This window comes from Enterobacter sp. IF2SW-B1, from assembly GCF_001743375.1.
Lineage (GTDB): Bacteria > Pseudomonadota > Gammaproteobacteria > Enterobacterales > Enterobacteriaceae > Enterobacter > Enterobacter bugandensis.
In genome coordinates this window covers 1-25842 of record NZ_MJAA01000008.1, presented here as the reverse complement: position 1 = coordinate 25842, position 25842 = coordinate 1, and the positions used below count along the sequence as shown (strand labels likewise).

The following is a 25842-nucleotide window of genomic DNA, read 5'->3' as shown; positions in this document are numbered from 1 at the left end:
GCCGGGAGTACTCATGAACTGTTTAATTCGCATTCGCCAGCGCTACGCCGGCTTTGCTCAAAGCGACAAAAAGCTGGCGGATTTTCTGCTTTCTCAGCCCGATCGCGCCCGCCACCTCAGCTCACAGCAGCTGGCAAGCGAAGCTGGAGTGAGCCAGTCAAGCGTGGTGAAATTTGCCCAGAAGATCGGGTTTAAGGGTTTTCCCGCTCTTAAGCTGGCAATCAGCGAAGCGCTGGTGAGTAACCCGAATCCGCAGTCCATGCCGGTGCATAACCAGATCCGCGGCGATGACCCGATGCGTCTGGTTGGGGAAAAGCTGATCAAGGAGAACGTGGCGGCCATGCACGCCACGCTGGACGTGAATACCGAAGAGAAATTACTGGAAAGCGTGGCGATGCTGCGGGCGGCGCGGCGTATTATTTTGACCGGTATTGGCGCGTCCGGTCTGGTGGCGCGTAATTTTGGCTGGAAGCTGACTAAAATCGGTTTTAACGCCATCGTCGAGCAGGATATGCACGCCCTGCTGGCGACCGTGCAGGCGATGGATCCTGACGATCTGCTGCTGGCCATCTCCTACTCCGGCGAGCGCCGCGAGATCAACATGGCGACCGACGAAGCCCTGCGCGTCGGCGGCAAAATTCTGGCGATCACCGGCTTTACGCCAAATGCGCTGCAGCAGCGGGCAACGCGCTGTTTGTATACCATTGCCGAAGAGCAGGCCACGCGCAGCGCGGCAATTTCGTCCACCAGCGCACAAATGATGCTGACGGACCTGCTGTTTATGGCGCTGGTACAGCAGGATCTGGAGCGCGCGCCTGAGCGCATTCGTCACAGCGAAGAACTGGTAAAGAAACTGGTTTGACGCGTATAATGCCCGCCCAGTTTGTGTTGTTTCTGAGAATTTCCTGATGGCGCTGTTAATTACCAAAAAATGCATCAATTGCGATATGTGCGAACCCGAATGCCCGAATCAGGCGATTTCGATGGGCGACAGCATTTACGAGATTAACAGCGACCGCTGCACGGAATGCGTCGGCCACTATGAGACGCCGACCTGTCAGAAGGTGTGCCCGATCCCCAACACTATTCTGAAGGATCCGACACACGTCGAGAGCGAAGAGCAGCTGTGGGATAAATTTGTCCTGATGCACCACGCGGACAAAATTTAGCTTTCGATAATCACCGTCGCGCTGGCATAGTGGCGTTCATCTGCGATCGTCACGTGCATATGATTCACCCCCAGCTTCTCCGCCAGCTTTTGCGCTTCACCCCACAGACGCAGGCGCGGTTTGCCCAGCTCATCATTAAAAACTTCGAACTGGTTAAATGCCAGGCCGTTACGAATGCCGGTCCCGAAGGCCTTGGCTGCCGCCTCTTTTACCGCAAAGCGCTTTGCCAGAAAACGCACCGGCTGCTGGTGCGCTTCCCAGATGGCCCATTCGTTATCGCTCAGCACGCGCCTTGCGAGGCGATCGCCGCTCCGGGCGATCACCGCTTCGATGCGGGCTATTTCGACGATATCGGTGCCTAAGCCCAAAATGGCCATTACTGACGCGCTTCCAGCATCAGGCGTTTCATCTCTGAAACCGCCTCTTTCAGGCCGCTCATCACCGCGCGGCCAATAATGGCGTGGCCGATGTTCAGCTCATGCATTTCCGGCAGAGCAGCAATGGCCTTCACGTTGTGGTAGGTCAGGCCGTGACCGGCATTAACCTTCAGTCCCAGGCTCGCGGCGTAGGTGGCCGCTTTGGCGATACGCTCCAGCTCTTTGGCCTGCTCGGCATCGTTTTTAGCATCGGCATAGCAGCCGGTGTGAATTTCGATATACGGCGCGCCCACGTCGGCTGCCGCTTTAATCTGCGCGAAATCGGCGTCGATAAACAGAGAAACCAGGATACCGGCATCCGCCAGGCGCTTGCAGGCATCGCGCATTTTGTCCTGCTGCCCCGCCACGTCCAGCCCGCCTTCGGTGGTCACTTCCTGGCGTTTTTCCGGCACCAGGCAGCAGAAGTGCGGTTTGGTCTCGCAGGCAATGGTCAGCATCTCTTCGGTGACCGCCATCTCCAGATTCATACGGGTGTCCAGCGTCTGACGAAGAATGCGCACGTCGCGGTCGGTAATGTGGCGGCGGTCTTCACGCAGGTGAACGGTAATGCCGTCGGCACCAGCCTGTTCAGCAATAAACGCTGCCTGAACCGGATCGGGATACGCCGTGCCGCGCGCGTTGCGCAGGGTGGCGATGTGGTCGATGTTGACGCCTAACAGTAATTCAGCCATGACAATCCTCGGTTTTCTTTCTGATGCTGTGGTCTAACGTTTGGGCATAAACTGCCTGAATAATTCGCGGCTCTTTAAGGGCTTGCCGCCAAGATACGGCTTGAGGGCAATCCGGGTAAAGCGTTTTGCTGCGCGCAGGGTATCGGCGTCCGGAAACTCGCGTTCATAAAGCGCTCTGAGCTGGCGTCCGGTAAAAGTACTGTTATCAACGACGACGCTGGCAATAAAGCCTTTTTCTTCGCGGTAGCGGTAGGTCATGGTGTCTTCCACCTCATCACCGCTGCCTGCACAGTGCAGAAAATCCACGCCGTACCCGAGGTGGCCCAGCAGCGCCAGTTCGAAACGACGCAGGGCGGGTTCGGGCGTGCCGGTCGCACCCGCCAGTGCCTGGATACAGTGTAGATAATCGAAGAAAAGTTCCGAGAAGCGAGTCTCATGTTCAAGGACGCGGGAGATGAGCTCGTTGACATACAGACCGCTGTAGAGCGTGATGCCAGAAAGGGGAAGCGCCAGAGAGACGGCTTCAGCGCTGCGCAAGGTTTTGACTTCCCCTCGCCCGCCAAAGCGAACCAGCAGCGGCGTAAAAGGCTGTAGGGCCCCCTTCAGATTAGAACGTTTGGAACGTGCGCCTTTCGCAACAAGGCGCACGCGGCCCGACTCTTCCGTGAAGACGTCCAGCATCAGGCTGGTTTCGCTCCAGGGACGACTATGGAGAACGAAGGCGCGCTGCCAACCTTCCATTATACTCGTCGTCTTGAGTTACTGATCTTCGCCGTAACCGAGGCTGCGCAGAGCACGCTCATCATCGGCCCAGCCAGATTTCACCTTCACCCACAGTTCCAGGTGAACCGGCGCTTCGAACATCTCCTGCATGTCTTTACGGGCTTCAATGCCGATGGTTTTGATCTTGGCGCCTTTGTTGCCGATCACCATCTTCTTCTGCCCTTCACGCTCGACGAGGATCAGGCCATTAATGTCGTAGCCACCGCGCTCGTTGCTCTGGAAACGCTCGATCTCCACCGTCACAGAGTACGGCAGCTCGGCGCCCAGGAAACGCATCAGCTTTTCACGGATGATTTCAGATGCCATAAAGCGCTGAGAGCGATCGGTGATGTAGTCTTCCGGGAAGTGGTGAATCGCTTCCGGTAGATGCTTACGTACGATGCCCGCGATGGTATCAACGTTCAGGCCGGTCTCAGCAGACAGCGGAACGATATCCAGGAAGTTCATCTGGCTGCCCAGCCACTGCAGGTGCGGCAGCAGGTCAGCTTTTTCCTGCACGTTGTCAACTTTGTTGACCGCGAGGATCACCGGCGTTTTGCCGTCACGCAGCTTGTTCAGTACCATTTCGTCGTCCGGCGTCCAGCGGGTGCCTTCCACTACGAAAATCACCAGTTCTACGTCGCCGATGGAGCTGCTCGCCGCCTTGTTCATCAGACGGTTAATGGCACGCTTCTCTTCCATGTGCAGGCCAGGGGTATCGACGTAGATCGCCTGATACGCGCCTTCAGTATGGATGCCGACGATGCGGTGACGCGTGGTCTGCGCCTTACGCGAGGTGATGGAAATCTTCTGCCCAAGCAGATTATTCAGCAGGGTGGATTTGCCGACGTTCGGACGTCCGACGATGGCAATAAATCCGCAATAGGTTTTTTCTTCGCTCATTCCAGCTCCAGCATTTTTAACGCCTGTTCGGCGGCAGCCTGTTCAGCCTTACGGCGGCTCGAACCTGTGCCCACCACCGGTTCACTCAGGCCACTGACCTGGCAATGGATGGTAAATTCCTGATCGTGCGCTTCGCCACGCACCTGCACCACCAGATAGGATGGCAGCGGCAGATGACGGCCCTGCAAATATTCCTGCAGGCGCGTTTTCGGATCTTTTTGTTTATCGCCCGGGCTAATTTCGTCCAGACGGGTCTGATACCAGTTAAGGATCAGCTTTTCTACGGTCTGGATATCGCTGTCCAGGAACACGCCACCAATTAATGCTTCGACCGTATCGGCAAGAATAGATTCACGACGGAAGCCGCCGCTTTTCAGTTCACCCGGCCCAAGACGCAGACATTCGCCCAGTTCAAATTCGCGCGCGATTTCAGCGAGGGTGTTGCCGCGCACCAGCGTGGCGCGCATGCGGCTCATATCACCTTCGTCCACGCGCGGGAAACGATGATAAAGCGCATTCGCAATCACGAAACTTAAAATAGAGTCACCCAGAAACTCGAGACGCTCATTATGTTTGCTGCTGGCACTGCGATGGGTTAATGCCTGTTGCAACAACTCCTGATGATGAAAAGTGTAGCCCAGCTTCCGTTGAAGCCGATTAATTACGATGGGGTTCATGCGATACCAATAAATGAATGCGTCAAAAATGCAGCACACGAAACCGACCTGAGAAAACCAACGCGGTTTCGTGTGCCGTGGCACCCTTGCAGGGCCAACCTTAAACTTCGGGGGAATATTCTATACACAACGACAGGGGATGTCGTTAGTTCAAAGAGATTTATCGAGGAAATAATTCACGTAGCCGCGAAATAACGCGGCTACGTGTTCTTTTCCTGAGAATTAATGGATTCCGCCAATACGATTCAGGCGCACGCCGGTCGGCCACTCGCCTTCCTGCTTCTCAAAACTCATCCAGATCGCGGTTGCTTTACCCACCAGATTCGCTTCCGGCACAAAGCCCCAGTAACGGCTGTCCGCGGAGTTATCGCGGTTATCGCCCATCATGAAGTAGTGTCCCGGCGGTACGATCCAGCTGGCCAGCTGCTGACCCGGCTGTTTGTAATACATCCCCACTTGGTCCTGCGCGATTGGCACGGTCAGAATGCGGTGAGTGACATCGCCCAGCGTCTCTTTGCGCTCAACCAGACGAATGCCGTTCTCTTTGGTTTCACCTTTTGGCACCTGGAAGAACCCGCTGGTCGCTTCACCGCCGTTACGACGGGCGAAAGTCTGCACGAAATCACTTGGCTCAACGTTTGAGTAGGTGATTGGCAGCGCGTTTTCACACGCGGTACCGGAGCTGCAGCCCGGCTGAACGGTGACTTCCTTCGCAACCGGATCGTAGGTCACTTTATCACCCGGCAGACCCACCGCGCGCTTAATGTAATCCAGACGCGGATCGTCCGGATATTTAAACACCACGATGTCGCCACGTTTCGGATGCCCCGTTTCGATCAGCGTTTTCTGGTAAATCGGATCTTTGATGCCGTAGGCAAACTTCTCAACCAGAATAAAATCACCGATCAGCAGCGTTGGCATCATTGATCCCGATGGGATCTGGAACGGCTCATAAATAAACGAACGTACCACCAGCACAATCGCCAGCACCGGGAACACCGACGCGCCCGTTTCCAGCCAGCCCGGTTTCGGGCCAACTTTCTTCAGGGTTTTCGCGTCAAGCGCATCGCCAGTCGCTGCCTGCGCGGCAGCCTGACGTTCACGGCGTTTTGGGGCGAAGATAAACTTATCCAGACACCACAGCAGGCCTGTCACCAGCGTAGCGATGACCAGGATCAGGGCAAACATGTTCGCCATGCCAACTCCTTAAAGGTTATTTGCCGTCTTTACCGACATGAAGAATGGCAAGGAATGCTTCCTGCGGCAGCTCAACGTTACCGACCTGCTTCATACGCTTCTTACCTTCTTTCTGCTTCTGCAGCAGCTTTTTCTTACGGCTAACGTCACCGCCATAGCACTTCGCCAGAACGTTTTTACGCAGCTGCTTCACGGTTGAGCGGGCAATGATGTGGTTACCGATGGCCGCCTGAATCGCAATGTCAAACTGCTGACGCGGGATCAGATCTTTCATCTTCTCAACCAGCTCGCGGCCACGATACGGCGCATTGTCGTTGTGGGTGATCAGCGCCAGCGCATCCACACGCTCGCCGTTGATCAGCACGTCCACGCGCACCATGTTGGAGGCCTGGAAACGTTTGAAGTTGTAATCCAGTGACGCATAGCCACGGGAGGTAGACTTCAGACGGTCGAAGAAGTCGAGTACCACTTCCGCCATAGGGATTTCATAGGTCAGCGCCACCTGGTTACCGTGGTAAACCATGTTGGTCTGCACGCCACGCTTCTCAATACAGAGCGTAATAACGTTCCCCAGGAACTCCTGCGGCAGCAGCATGTGACATTCTGCAATAGGCTCGCGCAGCTCGTGAATGTTGTTCAGCGGCGGCAGCTTGGACGGGCTGTCGACGTAGATCACTTCTTTCGAGGTGGTTTCTACTTCGTAGACTACCGTTGGTGCGGTGGTGATCAGATCCAGATCGTATTCACGCTCCAGACGCTCCTGAATAATCTCCATGTGCAGCAGGCCGAGGAAGCCGCAGCGGAAGCCGAAGCCCAGCGCCGTTGAACTTTCTGGCTCGTAGAACAGGGAGGCATCGTTCAGGCTCAGCTTGCCGAGCGCATCGCGGAAGTTTTCGTAGTCGTCAGAGCTGACCGGGAACAGACCCGCGTAAACCTGCGGTTTCACCTTTTTGAAGCCTGGCAGCGCTTTGTCTGCCGGGTTACGCGCGCCGGTCAGGGTATCGCCCACTGGCGCGCCGAGGATGTCTTTAATCGCGCAGACCAGCCAGCCTACCTCGCCGCATTTCAGCTCGGTACGGTCAACCTGTTTTGGCGTGAAGATACCCAGACGGTCTGCGTTGTAGACCTGTCCGGTACTCATAACCTTGATTTTGTCGCCTTTACGCATGGTGCCGTTTTTAATACGCACCAGAGAGACCACGCCCAGGTAGTTATCGAACCAGGAGTCGATGATCAGCGCCTGCAATGGACCATCCGGGTCGCCTTCCGGGGCCGGAATATCACGTACCAGGCGTTCCAGCACGTCGGTCACACCCACACCGGTTTTCGCGGAGCAGCGTACGGCGTCGGTCGCGTCAATGCCGACAATGTCTTCAATCTCTTCCGCCACGCGCTCAGGATCGGCGGCTGGCAGGTCGATTTTGTTCAGAACCGGCACAACTTCGAGATCCATTTCCATCGCGGTGTAGCAGTTTGCCAGGGTCTGGGCTTCTACGCCCTGCCCGGCATCGACCACCAGCAGCGCACCTTCACAGGCCGCCAGCGAGCGTGATACTTCATAGGAGAAGTCAACGTGGCCTGGGGTGTCGATAAAGTTCAGTTGATAGGTTTCGCCATCAGAAGCTTTATAGTCGAGCGTCACGCTCTGCGCTTTGATGGTGATACCGCGTTCGCGTTCCAGGTCCATGGAGTCCAGTACCTGGGCTGCCATTTCACGATCAGACAGGCCACCGCAAATCTGGATAATACGGTCAGACAGCGTCGACTTACCGTGGTCAATGTGAGCAATGATCGAAAAGTTACGTATGTTCTTCATATAGTTAAATAATTATGCCTTACGAATTCCTGGAGGCCGCTGTTCTTAGCCTGACGTTTTTCAGTGCGAAAACGCAGCATTCTACACTACATACCCGCAACCTGGAAATGCACTTAGAGCCAAGCATAGCGCGAAGAAATGGCGTTTTCTTTTTTGAGATGTAAATAATGATAAAGCCCGGTGGATCACCGGGCCTCAGAAGAGAGCGTCTCGACGCGAAGTTGGTCAGGCGCCAGCGCAACGCTCAGAATAACGGGCTGCCACTCATCGCGCGCGGCGAGCTTCGGTGAGATGCCTTTGGCAAGCCAGAATCCCCCTACGCCACCCAAAGCTGCACCGCACATGGCGGCCACGTCGGTACCAAACAGCATCTGAAAAAGGCCGCCCATGACAAACAGCCCCACCAGCGGGGAGAGATAGACCAGCATCGCGGAACTCAGCAGACTGCCTTCCGTAATGCCCAGTTCCACCTTCTGACCCGCCACCAGCGGCTGTTCGCTCGGCACGGAGATCGTATGCGATGTCTGTGGCCCTAACTTATTCAGCACGCGACTGCCACAACCGGCTCGGGATGCGCAGCTATTGCATGAGGCTTTAACATCACAGCTGACCAGCGCAATACCATTCTGCCACGAGACGACGGTCGCCCACTCTTTAATCATTGTGCGGCCCTGAATTTAATGCTGTCTGAAATGCGCTTCGCCGTCTGCGGAGGTAATTCCCCCACAATCGTGATTTCTGCGTTATCGCGAACCGTGGTGCTGACCGTACGACGCCCGGTACGAAGCATTTGTTCAGCGCTGTTTGCCGTTGCGCGGTTGATATTCACCGAGAAGCTGAACAAGCCATCGGAATAGAGGCGTGATTCAACCGGCGTATCAATGGTGGGCAACTGACGACGGCTGCTGGACACTTCGCTAAAGCCTTGCGGTATCCAGGAAGGAACCCAGTTGAAATTAGCGGAGTCCCCTGCAGGAACAGAAAGCAGCGGCGGCAGGCTGGCCTTCGCCAGATTCTGCATGCTGTTACCAACCTGATTGTTCACGCTAAAGGAGATGACGCGGAACTGTTCAAGCGTCTCGCCGTCGCGGTCGAGCAGGTCCACGCGCATCGGCAGCTTGGTTTCCGCATCAATCCAGACGATATAGCTGTAGCGCGTGCCATCGCGCGCAACCACGCGGATCACTTCACACAGCCTGTCTGCAATACGGGTACGCCCTACCGAAATAAAATCATAGTAAGGGGCAAGTCGTTTGAAGTCGGTATAGATAAGCGACGGTAGAGAATCAACGATATAGTCGCCATTCAGGGTGAAAGGCTCCAGACCGGGCTCGAAATAGCTGATTTCGTTGCCACGCTGGACAACTTCCCGACGCGGGCCATCCATCTGTAAAAGCTGGGCGAGCGGCTGGTTATCAAGACGGGCATGGCGATAGCGTAACGACTCGACGCCCTGCTTGTTGATGCTGATAAATGCCAACTCGTAATTGAGTGACTGGCTGGCCAGATTCATTTGCTGCAACAACGCCCCGGATGAAACATCAGCCGAGGCGTTAGCAGAGAAGAACAGGCTACCCGCCATCAGAGACATGGCGAACCAAAGTTGCTTCATTACTGCGATTGCGTTCCTAAAGTTTGGTTTCCGGGCACCTGCACAGCAGCTTGCTGAGTTTGGGCCTGCTCAAACTGAAGCTGTTCAGAGTGCAGACGACGCTGCAACTCATAATCCTGCAACATCGCATTAATGCGACGGCGCTGCTCCTGAACCTGCTGTTGCTGACCGCCGCTGGCGGAGGCATCAGCCGGTACGCCCAGACTTACCGGGCTGGCTTTGCCCATCATCGGCAGTGTGTTAAACACTGGCGCTTCTGGCTGCTGATTAGTTTCAGACTGAGTATTATAGTGCTGGACGCCAACGATAACTGCAAGCGATACGCATGCAGCCACCCCCATTTGGGTGAGCTGGCTGGCCCACGGACGCACTTTTTGCCAGAACGGCATTTTCTGCCACTGGTGCGGTGCGGGTTGCGCTTCAGGAATCAGCGGAGTGGTCTGATGAACAGGCTCATTCTCGATGGCCGCCATCACGCGGGCTGAGATATCGAAATGGAGAACCTCTCCGGTATCACCGCGCAGCGTGTCACGGATGAGATGGTAACTCTCCCAGGTCTCTTGCATTTCGGGAGAATGAGACAGCTCGTTGAGCAGCTCACTATCCAGCGTCTCACCATCCATTAAAGCGGAAAGTTTTTCTTTCTGCATGCCTAATACCTTTTCCAGTATCCCGCTATCGTCAACGCCTGATAAGCGGTTGAACTTTATTATCAATAGCTTCTCGCGCACGGAAAATTCGTGAACGAACCGTGCCGACCGGACAATCCATGATAGCGGCTATCTCTTCATAGCTCAGACCATCAAGCTCCCGTAACGTAATTGCCATGCGTAAATCTTCCGGGAGTGACTCGATCGTGCGAAAAACAATTTGTCTCAGTTCTTCTGACAACATTAAGTTCTCAGGGTTCGAAATTTCTTTCAGCGCACCGCCACTTTCGAAGTTTTCGGCGTCGATAGCGTCTACATCACTGGACGGCGGACGACGACCCTGAGCAACCAGGTAATTCTTTGCCGTATTGACAGCAATACGGTACAGCCAGGTATAAAAAGCACTATCTCCCCGGAAAGATTCCAGCGCGCGATAGGCCTTAATAAAAGACTCTTGCACCACATCAGGTACATCACCTGACGGTACATAGCGGGAAACCAGACTCGCCACCTTATGCTGGTAGCGCACCACCAGTAGGTTAAAGGCTTTCTGATCTCCCTTCTGGACCCGTTCAACCAGGACCTGGTCCGTTAACTGCTCGCTCATCCGAGGTAATGTCTCCCCAAACCTAAATTCCACGCGTTATCGAAACGCCACTCTATAACTACCGCACTTTGAGCAAGCACCAGCTTAGAGTGTCTGATCTTCAATAAGTTCCGTAACGCCTTTGTTTTTGTTCATCGCGCCGCAGACCGTTCATTTTCTCTCATTATAAGTCTGTTCACGATACGCACCACTTTCTGACAAGAAACATCTTTTTCCCGCCAGAAGAGTAACGCAACACAGGCTTTATTTCACCACAAAATCTGACGCTAACGATCTGCTTCGCAAAATAATTTCATTTATTTACCCTTCGTTTACCCCTGCATGTGCGTTTAGTCATTGCAACTTCCATTAAAAAAAACGTGCGATATCTCGCATACAGGTGCTATTCTGCCCCAACACTGTTTAGTAAATTAAACAACAATCATGAACACAACACCTGAACTTCATTGTGATGTACTGATCATCGGCAGCGGCGCTGCCGGTCTCTCTCTGGCGCTGCGTCTGGCTGAACATCAGAACGTTATCGTTCTGAGCAAAGGCCCGATAAGTGAAGGCTCCACATTTTATGCTCAGGGCGGCATTGCCGCGGTATTTGACGAGACCGACAGCATTGCGTCACATGTGGAAGATACGCTGATTGCCGGGGCCGGGATCGTGGATGCACACGCGGCAGAGTTTGTCGCCAGCAATGCCCGCCATTGCGTTCAGTGGCTTATCGATCAGGGTGTTTTATTCGATACTCAGGTTCAGCCCAACGGTGAAGAGAGCTACCACTTAACGCGTGAAGGCGGCCATAGCCACCGCCGCATCCTGCACGCCGCGGATGCTACCGGAAAAGAAGTGGAAACCACGCTGGTCAGCAAAGCGCTGAACCATCCTAACATCCGGGTCCTTGAGCGGAGCAACGCGGTTGATCTGATCATTTCCGACAAGATAGGCCTGCCCGGCACGCGTCGCGTGGTGGGAGCGTGGGTCTGGAACCGTAATAAAGAGAAGGTGGAAACCTGTCAGGCGAAGGCTGTGGTGTTGGCTACAGGTGGCGCCTCTAAGGTGTATCAGTACACCACGAATCCGGATATCGCTTCCGGGGACGGTATCGCCATGGCCTGGCGCGCCGGCTGCCGCGTGGCGAATCTCGAATTTAATCAGTTTCACCCCACCGCCCTGTTCCACCCTCAGGCGCGAAATTTCCTGCTGACGGAAGCCCTGCGCGGCGAAGGGGCTTATCTGAAACGCCCTGACGGTACCCGCTTTATGCCGGACTTTGACGCCCGCGGTGAACTGGCGCCGCGTGATATTGTTGCCCGCGCCATCGACCACGAAATGAAGCGCCTTGGCGTGGACTGCATGTATCTCGATATTAGCCATAAGCCGGCAGAATTCATTCGCCAGCACTTCCCGATGATTTACGAAAAGCTGCTCAATCTTGGCATTGATTTAACACGCGATCCGGTGCCCATTGTGCCAGCCGCCCACTATACCTGCGGCGGCGTGATGGTTGACGATCACGGACGCACTGATGTAGACGGTCTGTATGCTATTGGTGAGGTCAGCTATACCGGGCTACACGGCGCGAACCGTATGGCGTCTAACTCGCTGCTTGAATGTCTGGTGTACGGCTGGTCAGCGGCGGAGGACATCACGAAGCGCATGCCTTACGCCCGTGAAACAGAGCGTTTACCGGCCTGGGATGAAAGCCGCGTGGAGAACCCGGACGAGCTGGTGGTGATCCAGCACAACTGGCACGAGCTACGGCTGTTTATGTGGGACTACGTTGGGATTGTGCGCACCACGAAACGTCTGGAACGCGCGTTGCGCCGCATTACGATGCTGCAGCAGGAAATTGATGAATATTATACCCATTTCCGCGTCTCCAATAATCTGCTGGAGCTGCGCAATCTGGTGCAGGTTGCCGAGCTGATTGTTCGCTGCGCGATGATGCGTAAAGAGAGCCGCGGTTTGCACTACACACTCGACTACCCGGATCGGCTTGCTGAGTCCGGCCCGTCGATACTCGCCCCGCAGGTTTACATAAACAAATAAAACGCCTGGGTCAGAGCCGTGTAATCTTCGGAATAACGCTGGTCTGGCCCACGGATCACCATACGGTCATTAAAACACTCACCCTCTTTTGGCGAAAGCGCCAGCAGCACGCGGTGCGGCAATCGGCCTTCCGTATCAGAGATGTCAGTTCGCAAACGTAACGTCCAGCCGATCTCCTGCGCGGTAGCGATAAACGTGTTGCCCGTACTTTCTGGCAGCACCACGCAGAAAAAGCCCTCTTCTGAGATAAGTTCAGCCGCGTTGACGAGCAGCGCTTTGTGATCGAGTGAACCGGTATAGCGCGCCTGTTCACGTTCCGGTGTACCGCACTCCACGCCGGGCTCGTAGTAAGGGGGGTTGCTGACAATCAGATCGTAACGCGCCGTCTGCTCTGGCGCCCAGGCCAGCACGTCCGCGCACTTAACGGTTATCCGGTCAGCCCAGGGGGACTCGGCCGCGTTTTCACCCGCCTGCCCTGCGGCCTGCGCATCCAGCTCAACGGCATCAATAGTGACATGCTCTTCAGTACGCTGCGCCAGCATCAAGGCCACCAGCCCGCTGCCGGTACCGATATCAAGAATACGCTTAACACCTGCGACAGGTGCCCATGCTCCCAGTAAAATGCCGTCTGTACCGACTTTCATGGCACAGCGATCGTGAGCGACAAAAAATTGTTTAAACGTAAAACCATCGCGGCGCAGCTGCGCTTTGAGTTGAGACATGTCAGGGCAACCTTCTAAGTGAAACTGGAGTAGCATAGGGGAAAGCGAAGTGGCCGCAAAGCGATATCCATACAAACAGATGAAGATTACAGCCGTAACGTCTATAATCAGCGCCCCACACAGAGGTAGAACATGACTGTAACGACTTTTTCCGAACTTGAACTCGATGAAAGCCTGCTCAATGCTCTTGAGAGCAAAGGCTTTACACGCCCGACCGCCATTCAGGCAGCGGCCATTCCGCCTGCGCTTGAGGGCCGCGATGTGCTCGGTTCTGCGCCAACCGGCACGGGGAAGACAGCAGCCTATTTGCTGCCTGTGTTGCAGCACCTGCTCGACTTTCCACGTAAAAAATCTGGCCCGCCGCGTATTTTGATCCTGACGCCTACGCGCGAGCTGGCCATGCAGGTTGCCGATCACGCGCGTGAACTCGCGGCGAATACGCATCTGGATATCGCCACCATCACCGGCGGCGTTGCGTATATGAACCACGCCGAAGTGTTCAGCGAAAACCAGGACATCGTCGTCGCGACGACGGGCCGCCTGCTGCAGTATATTAAAGAAGAGAACTTCGACTGCCGCGCGGTAGAAACGCTGATCCTCGACGAAGCGGACCGCATGCTGGACATGGGCTTTGCGCAGGATATCGAGCATATTGCAGGTGAAACGCGCTGGCGTAACCAGACGATGCTGTTCTCTGCCACCCTTGAAGGGGATGCGATTAAAGACTTCGCAGAGCGTCTGCTGGAAGATCCGGTGGAAGTCTCTGCGACGCCATCCACGCGAGAGCGTAAAAAGATCCACCAGTGGTATTACCGTGCGGACAACCTTGAGCATAAGGTTGAGCTGCTCAAGCACCTGCTGACGCAGGAAGACGCCACCCGCACTATCGTGTTTGTGCGTAAGCGCGAGCGCGTGCACGAGCTGGCTGAAATGCTGCGCAACGCCGGGATCAACAACTGCTATCTTGAAGGTGAGATGGCGCAGATCAAGCGTACCGAAGGCATTAAGCGCCTGACCGATGGCCGCGTTAACGTGCTGGTCGCAACAGACGTTGCCGCCCGCGGGATCGACATCCCTGACGTGAGCCACGTCATTAACTTCGATATGCCGCGCAGCGGAGATACCTACCTGCACCGCATTGGCCGTACCGGTCGCGCGGGCCGCAAAGGGATTGCAATTTCACTGGTTGAAGCGCATGACTACCTGCTGCTGCAGAAAATTGGCCGCTATGTTGACGAGCCGCTGAAAGCGCGCGTTATTGATGGCTTGCGCCCAACCACACGTGCGCCGAGTGAAAAAATGACGGGTAAACCGTCCAAGAAAGCGCTCGCGAAACGTGCTGAGAGAAAAGAGAAAGAAAAAGAGAAGCCGCGCGTGAAGCAGCGCCACCGCGATACCAAAAACATTGGTAAGCGTCGTAAGCCAAGCGCTGTCGCGCAGGAAACGAAGACTGAAGAGTAAGAAAAAGCCGGGGTAATCCCCGGCTTTTTTGTTCCACCCCCGTGGCTGAAGCCTTACAGGCTTTCAGTAAAGGTACGGGCGATAACGTCGCGCTGCTGTTCTGGAGTCAGTGAGTTAAAGCGAACCGCATAACCAGACACGCGGATAGTCAGCTGTGGGTATTTTTCCGGGTGCTCAACGGCATCCATCAGCGTTTCGCGGCGCAGCACGTTAACGTTCAGGTGCTGACCCCCTTCAACGCGCACTTCCGGCTGCACTTCCATTGGGATTTCACGGTATTCGATTTCGCCCAGTTTATTCACCGGTACGATTTCATCTTCAGCAAAACCCGCTTTCGCAACCACACAGCGCGCTTCATTTTTCTCGCTGTCCAGCAGCCAGAAAGAGTTGAGCAGATCGTCATTTGCCGCTTTGGTAATCTGGATACCTGTAATCATGTGTTGCCTCCCTTAGGCTACATTAACTGATGCTGGCCTTACGCGGCCAATTGGTAAAACCATTGTTTCTTGTGTGTATATATATCATTCACACCACGGCGATTTATTGATTTAAATCAACAAAAACACCAACCACATAAAGTGTGTGGTTTGAATTTATTGCTTTAGATCAATTTCACACCCCATCAACTCAACTTAACCTGCATTATTTCAAAATAAATTTAACGACTTAGCACGCATTTCAGCGCGTAATTTTGCTCACAAGCGTTAAACAGGTAAGCTAGTGACAGATTGAGATTCGCAGGAGAGCGACATGACGACACCTTTAACCTGGCATGACGTGCTGGCAGAAGAAAAGCAGCAGCCTTATTTTATCAATACGCTCAGTACCGTTGCCGCTGAGCGTCAGTCCGGGCAAACGATTTATCCGCCGCAAAAAGATGTATTCAACGCGTTTCGCTATACCGAGTTGAGCGATGTGAAAGTCGTCATTCTGGGCCAGGATCCCTATCACGGCCCTGGGCAGGCGCACGGGCTGGCATTTTCCGTACGCCCAGGCGTGGCGATCCCCCCTTCTCTGCTCAACATGTATAAAGAGCTTGAGGGAACCGTGCCCGGGTTTACCCGCCCCAACCACGGTTATCTGGAAAGCTGGGCGCGCCAGGGCGTGCTGTTATTGAACACGGTGCTCACCGTACGGGCGGGCCAGGCGCACTCGCACGCCAGCCTTGGGTGGGAAACTTTTACCGATAAAGTTATCAGCCTTATCAACGAGCATCGTGAAGGGGTCGTGTTTTTACTCTGGGGTTCTCACGCGCAGAAGAAAGGGGCAATTATCGATCGTCAGCGTCATCACGTGTTGAAGGCACCGCACCCGTCACCGCTTTCTGCCCATCGCGGTTTCTTTGGCAGTAATCATTTTGTTCTGGCAAATGAATGGCTGGAAAAACGTGGCGAAACGCCAATTGACTGGATGCCTGTGTTACCGGCAGAGAGCGAGTAGGGTTTGAATGTGCCGGGTCAGGCCCGGCACATAAGAGGCTTATGCCTTATTCTGACGCCACCACTCGGCCAGCAGCACGCCGGTCGCAACGGATACGTTCAGACTTTCCACATTGCCCGTCCCGTCGATGGAGACGCTCAGATCCGAACTGGAGAGCGCCGCATCAGACAGACCATCGCGTTCCTGACCCAACACCAGCACCATCTTGCGCGGCAGCGTCGCTTTAAACAGCGGCGTACCGGCATGGCTGGATGTGGTCACGATGGAATAGCCCGCTTTACGGAACTGCTCGAGGGCATCCAGAACGCTGTCGCCGGTGATCGGCTGTACGTGCTCGGCTCCGCCTTCCGCAGTACGGATCGCGGCGCCGGATTCCAGCAGCGCGGCATCCTGCAGCAGCACGCCCTTCACGCCAAAATGCGCGCAGCTGCGCATCATTGCGCCCAGGTTGTGCGGGTTGCCCACGTCTTCCAGCGCCAGCACGCAGTCATCGGCATCTGCCTGGCTGACCCACTGCTGAACTGTCGTGCCGTTACGTTTTTTAATCAGGAAGCAGACGCCGCCGTGGTGCTCGGTACCGGACGCTTTTGTCAGTTCAGCATCATCAACCACGTGGTAGGCTTTGCGGTTCGCGGCCATCCAGCGCAGCGCTTCTTTAAAGCGCGGGGTCACGCTCTGGATAAACCAGGCGCGGACAATACACTCAGGACGGCTCTGGAACAGCGCCTGGCAGGCGTTCTCGCCATATACACGGGTCTCTTCCGCGCGCTGACGACGCAGCACTTCCGGGTCGATAAAGCTTTTACCGCTGATACCGCCGTGATCGGCTTTGTCCGGCGTCTCATCGCCAGGGGCGCGAGAAACGGTGCGCCACGGAGAGGCGTTATCACGTGAGAAGTCATCACGCGGACGGTCATCGCGCTTGCGATCGTCACGCTTGCGGTCATCACGTTTGCGGTCATCACCGCGGTTATTTCTGTCATCGCGGGCGGGGCGACGGCCACCGTCTGCACGAGAGGACGCTGGACGCCCGCCACCTTTTCCGGTACGCGGATTTTGGGTGCGTTTATCAGAGTCATCATCACTGCGGACATACATCACTTTGACCTTGCCGCTTTTGTTTTTCATTTCGTCGTTCATGCTTTTCTCCACCAGCGCTGCGCGAAGCGCGCAGATTACCCGATGTGCCAGCGCATAGCCATAATTTCGTACAAAAGCCTGTGACTATTGTTCCCATTGAATAAAACGCATTGTCGTTTCATACAGGCTCACTGATAATATGTAACATATCAGAAACATTATCGACGTTCTGCCGCTGTCCCACGGCTCTATCAGAGGTTAGTTATGAATACCGTATGTGCCAACTGTCAGGCTTTAAACCGCATTCCGGACGATCGGATGGATGACGGTGCGAAATGCGGACGTTGTGGCCATGAATTGTTTGATGGCGATGTCATTAACGCGACGGGTGCTACGCTGGACAAACTCCTCAAGGACGATCTCCCGGTGGTGGTCGATTTCTGGGCGCCATGGTGCGGTCCGTGCCGCAGCTTCGCGCCAATCTTCGAAGATGTGGCCGAAGAGCGCAGCGGAAAAATGCGGTTCGTTAAGGTTAATACCGAGGCCGAACGCGAGTTAAGCGCACGTTTTCGTATTCGCAGTATCCCGACCATCATTATTTTCAAAAATGGTGAAGTGATCGATATGCTCAACGGTGCGGTTCCAAAAGCACCTTTTGATAGCTGGTTAAACGAATCGCTGTAACATTCCCGGGGCACACCTTGTGCCCCGTTCCCGCCTCTGCGAAAATAGGGTTTTTCCTCCATTTCGCCCATGACTGATAACGCTGTCCTTAAATTACGCGCCGAACGCCTTGCGCGCGCGACTCGCCCCTTTCTTGCTCGTGGCAATCGCATACGTCGCTGTCAGCGCTGCCTGCTGCCGCTGAAGGTGTGTCTGTGCGAGACGCTGGCCCCAAGTACTGCGGAGAGCCGCTTTTGTCTGGTCATGTTCGATACCGAGCCGATGAAGCCCAGTAATACGGGGCGTCTTATTGCCGATATTCTGCCGGATACCGCCGCGTTTCAGTGGTCGCGCACTGAGCCACCTCAGGCTCTGCTCGACCTGGTGGCAAGCCCGGACTACCAGCCGATGGTGGTTTTCCCGGCATCTTATGCGAGAGAACAGCGTCAGGTCCTTACCGCGCCGCCATCAGGCAAACCACCGCTGTTTATTATGCTGGACGGTACCTGGACCGAAGCGCGGAAAATGTTTCGCAAAAGCCCTTACCTCGACGCTCTGCCGGTTATTTCTGTCGATCTTTCCCGCGTCTCGGCCTACCGCCTGCGCGAAGCGCATGCTGACGGGCAATACTGCACTGCCGAAGTAGCCATTGCGCTACTGGATTTAGCAGGAGATACCGCTGCAGCTGGTGCCCTGGGCAACCATTTCTCATGCTTCCGGGAGCGCTATCTGGCGGGAAAAACCGTTCATAAGGGCAGCATCACAGCAACGGAGACAGAAAGCGTTTAAAATCATCAGGTCGCTTGCATTCACAGGAGGCCTGCATGAGCCAGAGAGGGTTAGAAGCGCTACTCCGTCCTAAATCCATTGCCGTCATCGGCGCATCAATGAAACCGGATCGTGCAGGCTATCTGATGATGCGCAACCTGCTGGCCGGAGGATTTAACGGTCCCGTTATGCCCGTCACACCGTCTTATAAGGCCGTTCAGGGCGTGCTTGCCTGGCCGGACGTGGAGAGCCTGCCTTTCGTACCGGATCTCGCCGTTCTGTGTACAAACGCCAAACGCAATCCGGAACTGCTGGAGTCACTCGGCAAGAAAGGGTGTAAAACCTGCATTATTCTCTCGTCTCCGCCTGAACAGCAGCCCGAACTGCTGGCCTGCGCCAGCCGCTATCAGATGCGCATTCTCGGGCCGAACAGCCTGGGTCTGCTCGCGCCCTGGCAGGGGCTGAACGCCAGCTTCTCCCCGGTGCCGATCCGTAAAGGCAAGCTGGCGTTTATCTCGCAGTCGGCTGCGGTCTCAAACACCATCCTTGACTGGGCGCAGCAGCGTGAAATGGGATTCTCCTACTTCATTGCTCTGGGCGACAGCCTGGATATTGACGTTGACGAACTGCTGGATTTCCTGGCGCGAGACAGCAAAACCAGCGCAATCCTCCTTTATCTTGAGCACCTGAGCGACGCCCGTCGTTTTGTTTCCGCTTCGCGTAGCGCATCGCGCAATAAACCGATCCTCGTTATCAAAAGCGGTCGCAGCCCTGCGGCGCAGCGTCTGCTGCAGTCTCATTCCGGTATGGATCCGGCCTGGGATGCTGCCATTCAGCGCGCGGGGTTGCTGCGGGTGCAGGATACACACGAGCTTTTTTCCGCCGTTGAGACGTTGAGCCACATGCGTCCGCTGCGCGGCGAGAAGTTAATGATTGTCAGCAATGGCGCGGCCCCTGCCGCGCTGGCGCTGGATGAGCTTTGGCTGCGTAACGGCAAGCTGGCCACGCTGGGTGAAGAGACGCTGCAACGCCTCAGAGAGGCGCTTCCGGCAAGCGTGACGCCCGGCAATCCGCTTGATTTGCGCGATGATGCCAGCAGCGATCGCTATATCAGGGCAATCTCCATATTGCTGGACAGCCAGGATTTCGATGCGCTGATGATTATCCACTCCCCCAGCGCGGCCGCGCCGGGCAGTGAAAGCGCGCGGGCGCTGATTGAGGCGGTACGAAATCATCCGCGCGGCAAATATGTCACCCTGCTGACCAACTGGTGCGGTGAGTTTTCCTCTCAGGAGGCGCGACGCTTGTTCAGTGAAGCCGGACTGCCAACCTACCGCACGCCGGAAGGCACCATCACGGCATTTATGCATATGGTGGAATATCGCCGCAACCAGAAACAGCTGCGTGAGACACCGGCTTTGCCCGGAAACCTGACGGCGAACACCGTCGACGTTCATCGGCTGTTACAGCAGGCCATTGAAGAAGGCGCGACCTCGCTTGATACGCATGAAGTGCAGCCCATACTGGGCAGCTACGGGATGCAAACTCTGCCAACCTGGATCGCCAGCGACAGCGCTGAGGCCGTACATATAGCCGAACAGATTGGCTACCCGGTCGCCCTTAAGCTTCGTTCCCCCGATATCCCGCATAAGTCGGACGTTCAGGGGGTCATGTTGTACCTGCGCACGGCAACGGAGGTGCAGCAGGCAGCCGATGCCATTTTCGATCGTGTCAAAATGGCCTGGCCGCAGGCTCGGATCCACGGACTGCTGGTGCAAAGCATGGCTCACCGCGCGGGCGCCCAGGAACTGCGGGTGGTGGTTGAACACGATCCTGTCTTCGGCCCGCTCATTATGTTGGGGGAAGGCGGCGTTGAGTGGCGTCCAGAGGAACAGGCCGCGGTGGCGCTACCGCCGCTGAACATGAATCTGGCGCGCTATCTGATCATTCAGGCGATTAAAAGCAAAAAGATCCGTGGCCGCAGCGCCCTGCGTCCGCTCGATATTGCCGGGTTGAGTCAGTTCCTGGTGCAGGTGTCTAACCTGGTTGTAGATTGTGCGGAGATCCAGCGGCTGGATATCCATCCGCTGCTCGCCTCCGGCACTGAGTTTACGGCGCTGGACGTAACGCTGGATATAGCGCCATTTGAAGGGGACAGAGAGAGCCGCCTGGCGATCCGTCCGTATCCTCTGCAGCTGGAGGAGTGGGTCGAGATGAAGAATGGGGAACGCGCCCTGTTCCGCCCTATTCTGCCGGAAGATGAACCGCAGCTGCGAGCCTTTATTTCTCAGGTTACGAAAGAAGATCTCTATTATCGCTACTTTAGTGAAATCAACGAATTTACCCACGATGATTTAGCCAATATGACCCAGATCGACTACGATCGAGAGATGGCGTTTGTCGCCGTTCGACGTTCCGATCGGGGCGATGAGATCCTCGGCGTGACGCGCGCAATTTCTGACCCGGATAACATTGACGCGGAATTTGCTGTGCTGGTGCGCTCCGATCTTAAAGGCCTGGGTCTGGGCAGACGACTGCTGGAAAAACTCATCAGTTATACGCGAGATCACGGATTGTTACGCCTGAATGGCATTACTATGCCGAACAATCGCGGTATGGTGACCCTGGCGCGAAAACTCGGATTTGACGTTGATATTCAGCTGGACGAAGGTATTGTCGCCTTATCCCTCGGCCTGACACCGGCAGACAAACCCGAGTAAGCTACTGGAAATGTTACCCACTTTGGACGGGACTGGTGGTATCATTGTCCGCTTATGTTGTTTGCATGGTACAGACAACCCTTCAATGAACAGAGAAGAAACGCACTGTGATGTTGTCAAAATTTAAGCGTAATAAACATCAACAACACCTTGCTCAACTACCGAAGATTTCTCAGTCAGTTGATGATGTAGAGTTCTTTTACGCTCCCGCTCATTTTCGGGAGACGCTTCTGGAAAAGATTGCCAGTGCCACGCGACGCATTTGCATTGTGGCCCTGTATCTTGAACAAGATGAAGGCGGGCGCGCGATCCTGAACGCGCTCTATGAAGCCAAGCGTCAGCGTCCGGAGCTGGATGTTCGCGTGCTGGTTGACTGGCATCGCGCCCAGCGTGGCCGTATTGGCGCGGCCGCTTCAAACACCAATGCAGACTGGTATTGCCGCACGGCGCAGGAAAATCTTGGCGTCGATGTACCTGTTTATGGCGTCCCGGTGAATACCCGCGAAGCGCTCGGCGTCCTTCATTTTAAAGGGTTCATCATCGATGACAGCGTGCTTTACAGCGGCGCAAGCCTCAATGATGTCTACCTTCATCAGCTCGATAAATATCGCTATGACCGCTACCATCTGATCCGTAATCCTCAGATGGCCGATATCATGTTTAACTGGGTTGATAAAAACCTGGTACATGGCCGTGGCGTTAATCGCCTTGACGATCCCGAGCGCCCTAAGAGCCCGGAAATCAAAAACGATGTTCGCGCCTTCCGCCAGGAGCTGCGCGATGCTGTTTACCATTTTCAGGGCGACGCTAACAACGAAGAGTTATCCGTTACCCCGCTGGTTGGGCTTGGCAAATCAAGCCTGCTGAATAAAACGATTTTCCATCTGATGCCGTGCGCGGAGCAAAAGCTCACCATCTGTACGCCGTACTTTAACCTTCCTGCCGTGCTGGTGCGTAATATCATTCAGCTGCTGCGCGATGGTAAAAAAGTGGAAATTATCGTTGGGGATAAAACGGCGAACGACTTCTTCATACCTGAAGATCAGCCGTTCAAAATCATCGGTGCGCTGCCTTATCTTTATGAAATTAACCTGCGCCGCTTCCTGAGCCGTTTACAGTATTACGTAAACACTGACCAGTTGGTTGTGCGTCTGTGGAAAGATGAAGACAACAGTTACCATCTGAAAGGTATGTGGGTCGACGATGAGTGGATGCTGCTGACCGGTAACAACCTGAACCCGCGCGCGTGGAGACTGGATCTGGAAAACGCGATCCTGATCCATGACCCGCAGCATGAGTTAGCCGCACAGCGTGAGCGTGAACTGGAGTTGATTCGCACGCACACCACGGTGGTTAATCATTACCGCGAGCTGCAGAGCATTGCCGATTATCCTGTGAAAGTTCGCAAGCTGATTCGCCGCTTGCGTCGTATCCGTATTGACCGACTTATCAGCCGAATTCTGTAATGTCCAGGCCCTGTTACCCGCAGGGCTTTTTTATGGAGCCCGTTGATGCGTATTCCTCTGTTACTGAGCGTTTTCTTTCTGACTGGCTGCAGTCATATGGCCAATGATAGCTGGTCCGGTCAGGACAAAGCACAACACTTCCTCGCTTCCGCTATGCTGTCTGCAGCTGGTAATGAGTACGCGCAGCATCAGGGATACAGTCGGGACCGTAGCGCGGCGATAGGGTTGATGTTCTCAGTGGGCCTTGGGGCATCAAAAGAACTATGGGATAGCCGCCCCTCAGGGAGCGGCTGGAGCTGGAAAGATTTTGCCTGGGACGTCGCCGGCGCAACAACCGGCTACGCCGTCTGGCAGATGGCACATTATTAAAGGCGGATACCTTTTCCTTTGCGATGCAGCATCAGCGAGACAATAAACGCCAGCGCTCCCATTACGGTGACATACCAGAAGAAGGTCGTTTCACTGCCCCACGACTTAAGCGATAGCGCGACATACTCTGCCGAACCGCCAAACAGGGCATTCGCGACCGCATAAGAGAGGCCAACACCCAGTGCCCTCACCTGTGCGGGAAACATTTCCGCTTTCAAAATGCCGCTGATTGCCGTGTAAAAACTGATAATAATGAGTGCCACCATGATCAGCGCGAAAGCGGCATACGGCGACGTTGTCTGCTGTAGCGCAGTCAAAAGCGGAACGGTACCCAGGGTGAGCATGCCGCCAAAGATCAGCATGGAGGTGCGGCGACCTATTTTGTCCGACAGCGCGCCGACAATCGGCTGGATAAGCATAAAGACGAGTAACGCCACCGTCATGACGACACTCGCAACGTTTGCATGCATGCCCGTGGTGTTAACCAGATATTTTTGCATGTAGGTGGTAAAGGTATAGAAACTTAGCGAGCCCGCGGCGGTAAAACCTAACACCATCAAAAATGCTTTGCGGTTTCGCCAGAGCCCCTTCATCGAGCCCGCCTCTTTCAGCGCCCTGACCTCCTGTTGAGAGGTTTCATCAAGCTGACGGCGTAGCCACAGGGCGACAACCGCCAGGGCAGCGCCCATAGCAAACGGGATGCGCCAGCCCCAGGCGTGCAAATCTTCATCGCTAAGGATTTGTTGCAGGATCACCACAACCAGTAACGCCAGCAGCTGTCCGCCAATGAGGGTCACATACTGGAATGATGCATAGAAACCTTTTCGGCCTTCAACCGCCACTTCGCTCATGTATGTCGCACTGGTGCCGTATTCCCCACCGACCGACAGCCCCTGGAACAGACGTGCCAGCAGCAGCAACGCGGGTGCCCATGTTCCGATAGTGTCATATCCGGGAAGGCAGGCAATCACCAGCGAGCCGACGCACATCATGCATACGGAGATGAGCATGGAGGTCTTGCGCCCTTTTCTGTCTGCGATCCTGCCGAACAGCCATCCACCGATAGGGCGCATCAGGAACCCGGCGGCAAAAACGCCTGCGGTTTGCAGAAGCTGAGTGGTGGTATTCCCGGACGGGAAAAAGATATGCGCAAAGTAGAGTGAACAGAATGAATAGACGTAAAAGTCAAACCACTCTACGAGGTTCCCCGAGGAGGCCCCAACGATTGCCCAAACCCGACGACGGGTATCCTTACCTGCCAAATTGGTGTTATCCGTATCTGCACTGGCTACGGTTTCTGTCATTTTAAAATCCCCTGTCTCACATTGCGGGCCATTGCCCACAAACAGTAAAACCGGATTTAAAACGAATCGTTAGGTAAATAAAATGTTTCCAATATGTTTCATTACGTTTTGTGAACTCGATCAGGTATCGAATTATTAGCGGACGTAGTAATTATCCCCACTTCTGCTGATGCGCCTTTTTTCGTTGCAAATAATCTTCATCTGCACGAATTTTATCCCACCACTTTTTGAAGACCGCGGCGGCTTCGGCTTTTACAGGATCGCAATCCAGCGGTTTGACCTGGCGCTTCTCATCGTACTTTTTACCGCCTTTATGATTGGCGTATCGCCTGGCACGCGTATAGCCCATCTGAATGAATTTTCGCGCCATATCCATACCCACAAAGTCGTTTTGCTGACGATATTCTTCAAACAGGGCGTAAATTTCTTTTGCCGATCGCGCTGCAACTTCAGCATCTTTGTATCGCCAGTGCGGAAGGATCTCGCTTTTGTAAGGTTCCACCATGAGCACACCCTGCTCTCCCCGCCCCACCTGATACAGTTCTGCATGGTCACGGAAATTAATGTTGGCAAAATCTTGTTGGTAATTAAAGGGACGTGTCAAAGCGGCACCATTGTTAAAATCGTTTTAACAATTGTAGGCACGGTCAGGCGGTGCCGCCACCCGGTATTTTCCGGCGCACAAAGCAAAAAACCCCGCACCTTACGGTACGGGGTTCTTCTTAATTGATGCCTGGCAGTTCCCTACTCTCACATGGGGAGACCCCACACTACCATCGGCGCTACGGCGTTTCACTTCTGAGTTCGGCATGGGGTCAGGTGGGACCACCGCCAAAGCAAAAAACCCCGCACCTTACGGTACGGGGTTCTTCTTAATTGATGCCTGGCAGTTCCCTACTCTCACATGGGGAGACCCCACACTACCATCGGCGCTACGGCGTTTCACTTCTGAGTTCGGCATGGGGTCAGGTGGGACCACCGCGCTAAAGCCGCCAGGCAAATTCTGTTATCTGTATCAGGCTGAAAGTTGATTCTTCTGTCTCTCACCGCCAAAACAGCTTCGGCGTTGTAAGGTTAAGCCTCACGGTTCATTAGTACCGGTTAGCTCAACGCATCGCTGCGCTTACACACCCGGCCTATCAACGTCATAGTCTTTAACGTTCCTTCAGGAGACTTAAAGTCTCAGGGAGAACTCATCTCGGGGCAAGTTTCGTGCTTAGATGCTTTCAGCACTTATCTCTTCCGCATTTAGCTACCGGGCAGTGCCATTGGCATGACAACCCGAACACCAGTGATGCGTCCACT

Annotated in this window: 27 protein-coding genes and 3 rRNA genes; 10 read left to right on the top strand and 20 right to left on the bottom strand. The window is 54.9% G+C overall.

Annotation, left to right across the window (positions count from 1 at the left end):
• Positions 1-13: 13 nt before the first annotated feature.
• Positions 14-862, top strand: coding sequence for a MurR/RpiR family transcriptional regulator (locus A6013_RS16090; protein WP_028014092.1), 849 nt, complete (start codon positions 14-16; stop codon positions 860-862).
• 46 nt (positions 863-908) lie between these two features.
• Positions 909-1169 (top strand): YfhL family 4Fe-4S dicluster ferredoxin, encoded by a 261-nt coding sequence (locus A6013_RS16085; protein ID WP_028014093.1) that lies wholly within the window; start codon positions 909-911, stop codon positions 1167-1169.
• Here A6013_RS16085 and acpS read toward each other — a convergent pair.
• From acpS to rseD, 12 genes are all read right to left on the bottom strand, one after another.
• Complete coding sequence (acpS, locus tag A6013_RS16080; RefSeq protein ID WP_028014094.1) at positions 1166-1546, bottom strand: holo-ACP synthase; 381 nt, start codon at positions 1544-1546, stop codon at positions 1166-1168. The two genes, A6013_RS16085 and acpS, sit on opposite strands and share 4 nt — an antisense overlap.
• Positions 1546-2277: a pyridoxine 5'-phosphate synthase gene (gene pdxJ / locus A6013_RS16075; RefSeq protein ID WP_041908673.1), complete on the bottom strand. Its 732-nt coding sequence runs from the start codon at positions 2275-2277 to the stop codon at positions 1546-1548. Before pdxJ ends, acpS begins: the two co-directional genes overlap by 1 nt.
• Positions 2278-2310: 33 nt before the next feature.
• Positions 2311-3018, bottom strand: a complete 708-nt coding sequence (gene recO / locus A6013_RS16070) for a DNA repair protein RecO (protein ID WP_028014096.1) — start codon at positions 3016-3018, stop codon at positions 2311-2313.
• Between the two features lie 18 nt (positions 3019-3036).
• On the bottom strand, positions 3037-3942 hold the full coding sequence (gene era / locus A6013_RS16065; protein WP_028014097.1) for a GTPase Era: 906 nt from the start codon (positions 3940-3942) through the stop codon (positions 3037-3039).
• Positions 3939-4619: a ribonuclease III gene (rnc, locus tag A6013_RS16060; protein WP_003860711.1), complete on the bottom strand. Its 681-nt coding sequence runs from the start codon at positions 4617-4619 to the stop codon at positions 3939-3941. The genes era and rnc overlap by 4 nt, the downstream gene beginning before the upstream one ends.
• Before the next feature lie 222 nt (positions 4620-4841).
• Complete coding sequence (lepB, locus tag A6013_RS16055) at positions 4842-5816, bottom strand: signal peptidase I (RefSeq protein ID WP_047364182.1); 975 nt, start codon at positions 5814-5816, stop codon at positions 4842-4844.
• A gap of 16 nt (positions 5817-5832) precedes the next feature.
• A complete protein-coding gene (gene lepA, locus A6013_RS16050; protein ID WP_028014099.1) occupies positions 5833-7632 on the bottom strand; it encodes a translation elongation factor 4 in 1800 nt (599 codons plus the stop codon).
• 185 nt (positions 7633-7817) lie between these two features.
• Positions 7818-8294 carry a SoxR-reducing system protein RseC gene (gene rseC / locus A6013_RS16045; protein WP_045260167.1) on the bottom strand — a complete coding sequence of 159 codons (477 nt, stop codon included), beginning with the start codon at positions 8292-8294 and terminating at the stop codon, positions 7818-7820.
• On the bottom strand, positions 8291-9244 hold the full coding sequence (gene rseB, locus A6013_RS16040; RefSeq protein ID WP_041908666.1) for a sigma-E factor regulatory protein RseB: 954 nt from the start codon (positions 9242-9244) through the stop codon (positions 8291-8293). The genes rseC and rseB overlap by 4 nt, the downstream gene beginning before the upstream one ends.
• Positions 9244-9894, bottom strand: a complete 651-nt coding sequence (gene rseA, locus A6013_RS16035) for an anti-sigma-E factor RseA (RefSeq protein ID WP_014832926.1) — start codon at positions 9892-9894, stop codon at positions 9244-9246. The genes rseB and rseA overlap by 1 nt, the downstream gene beginning before the upstream one ends.
• A gap of 31 nt (positions 9895-9925) precedes the next feature.
• On the bottom strand, positions 9926-10501 hold the full coding sequence (gene rpoE / locus A6013_RS16030) for an RNA polymerase sigma factor RpoE (RefSeq protein WP_028014102.1): 576 nt from the start codon (positions 10499-10501) through the stop codon (positions 9926-9928).
• Entirely contained in the window at positions 10498-10581 is an 84-nt protein-coding gene (rseD, locus tag A6013_RS27890; protein ID WP_231940818.1) for a rpoE leader peptide RseD, read from the bottom strand. The genes rpoE and rseD overlap by 4 nt, the downstream gene beginning before the upstream one ends.
• Before the next feature lie 343 nt (positions 10582-10924).
• Here rseD and nadB point away from each other — a divergent pair, with 343 nt between their 5' ends.
• The gene (gene nadB, locus A6013_RS16025; RefSeq protein WP_069733419.1) at positions 10925-12544 is read left to right on the top strand and encodes an L-aspartate oxidase; all 1620 of its coding nucleotides are present in this window, start codon (positions 10925-10927) and stop codon (positions 12542-12544) included.
• Here nadB and A6013_RS16020 read toward each other — a convergent pair.
• Positions 12529-13266 carry a tRNA1(Val) (adenine(37)-N6)-methyltransferase gene (locus A6013_RS16020; RefSeq protein WP_028014104.1) on the bottom strand — a complete coding sequence of 246 codons (738 nt, stop codon included), beginning with the start codon at positions 13264-13266 and terminating at the stop codon, positions 12529-12531. The genes nadB and A6013_RS16020 overlap by 16 nt on opposite strands.
• A 132-nt stretch (positions 13267-13398) precedes the next feature.
• Here A6013_RS16020 and srmB point away from each other — a divergent pair, with 132 nt between their 5' ends.
• Positions 13399-14727: an ATP-dependent RNA helicase SrmB gene (srmB, locus tag A6013_RS16015; RefSeq protein ID WP_069733418.1), complete on the top strand. Its 1329-nt coding sequence runs from the start codon at positions 13399-13401 to the stop codon at positions 14725-14727.
• A gap of 53 nt (positions 14728-14780) precedes the next feature.
• Here srmB and grcA read toward each other — a convergent pair whose 3' ends face one another.
• Positions 14781-15164 (bottom strand): autonomous glycyl radical cofactor GrcA, encoded by a 384-nt coding sequence (gene grcA, locus A6013_RS16010; protein WP_006176733.1) that lies wholly within the window; start codon positions 15162-15164, stop codon positions 14781-14783.
• Positions 15165-15477: 313 nt separating this feature from the next.
• Here grcA and ung point away from each other — a divergent pair, with 313 nt between their 5' ends.
• A complete protein-coding gene (ung, locus tag A6013_RS16005) occupies positions 15478-16167 on the top strand; it encodes a uracil-DNA glycosylase (protein WP_023333064.1) in 690 nt (229 codons plus the stop codon).
• 39 nt (positions 16168-16206) lie between these two features.
• Here ung and A6013_RS16000 read toward each other — a convergent pair whose 3' ends face one another.
• Positions 16207-17307, bottom strand: a complete 1101-nt coding sequence (locus A6013_RS16000) for a tRNA/rRNA methyltransferase (RefSeq protein WP_069733417.1) — start codon at positions 17305-17307, stop codon at positions 16207-16209.
• Between the two features lie 204 nt (positions 17308-17511).
• Here A6013_RS16000 and trxC point away from each other — a divergent pair, with 204 nt between their 5' ends.
• The 5 genes from trxC to A6013_RS15975 all read left to right on the top strand — a co-directional run bounded on the left by trxC (position 17512) and on the right by A6013_RS15975 (position 23233).
• Entirely contained in the window at positions 17512-17931 is a 420-nt protein-coding gene (gene trxC / locus A6013_RS15995) for a thioredoxin TrxC (protein ID WP_069733416.1), read from the top strand.
• A 69-nt stretch (positions 17932-18000) separates the two neighbouring features.
• Complete coding sequence (tapT, locus tag A6013_RS15990; RefSeq protein ID WP_069733415.1) at positions 18001-18699, top strand: tRNA-uridine aminocarboxypropyltransferase; 699 nt, start codon at positions 18001-18003, stop codon at positions 18697-18699.
• Positions 18700-18734: 35 nt separating this feature from the next.
• On the top strand, positions 18735-21398 hold the full coding sequence (gene pat, locus A6013_RS15985) for a protein lysine acetyltransferase (RefSeq protein WP_047364185.1): 2664 nt from the start codon (positions 18735-18737) through the stop codon (positions 21396-21398).
• A 110-nt stretch (positions 21399-21508) separates the two neighbouring features.
• The gene (gene pssA / locus A6013_RS15980; RefSeq protein ID WP_069733414.1) at positions 21509-22864 is read left to right on the top strand and encodes a CDP-diacylglycerol--serine O-phosphatidyltransferase; all 1356 of its coding nucleotides are present in this window, start codon (positions 21509-21511) and stop codon (positions 22862-22864) included.
• A gap of 45 nt (positions 22865-22909) precedes the next feature.
• Complete coding sequence (locus A6013_RS15975) at positions 22910-23233, top strand: YfiM family lipoprotein (RefSeq protein ID WP_048960039.1); 324 nt, start codon at positions 22910-22912, stop codon at positions 23231-23233.
• Here A6013_RS15975 and A6013_RS15970 read toward each other — a convergent pair.
• The 5 genes from A6013_RS15970 to A6013_RS15950 form a co-directional block, all read right to left on the bottom strand.
• Positions 23230-24537: an MFS transporter gene (locus A6013_RS15970; RefSeq protein WP_041908648.1), complete on the bottom strand. Its 1308-nt coding sequence runs from the start codon at positions 24535-24537 to the stop codon at positions 23230-23232. The genes A6013_RS15975 and A6013_RS15970 overlap by 4 nt on opposite strands.
• A gap of 151 nt (positions 24538-24688) precedes the next feature.
• On the bottom strand, positions 24689-25141 hold the full coding sequence (locus A6013_RS15965; RefSeq protein WP_045260159.1) for a DUF4385 domain-containing protein: 453 nt from the start codon (positions 25139-25141) through the stop codon (positions 24689-24691).
• A 127-nt stretch (positions 25142-25268) separates the two neighbouring features.
• Positions 25269-25388, bottom strand: a 5S ribosomal RNA gene (gene rrf / locus A6013_RS15960).
• Positions 25389-25418: 30 nt separating this feature from the next.
• Positions 25419-25534: ribosomal RNA gene (rrf, locus tag A6013_RS15955) — 5S ribosomal RNA — on the bottom strand.
• 73 nt (positions 25535-25607) lie between these two features.
• Positions 25608-25842 (bottom strand): 23S ribosomal RNA (locus tag A6013_RS15950); the annotation flags it as partial.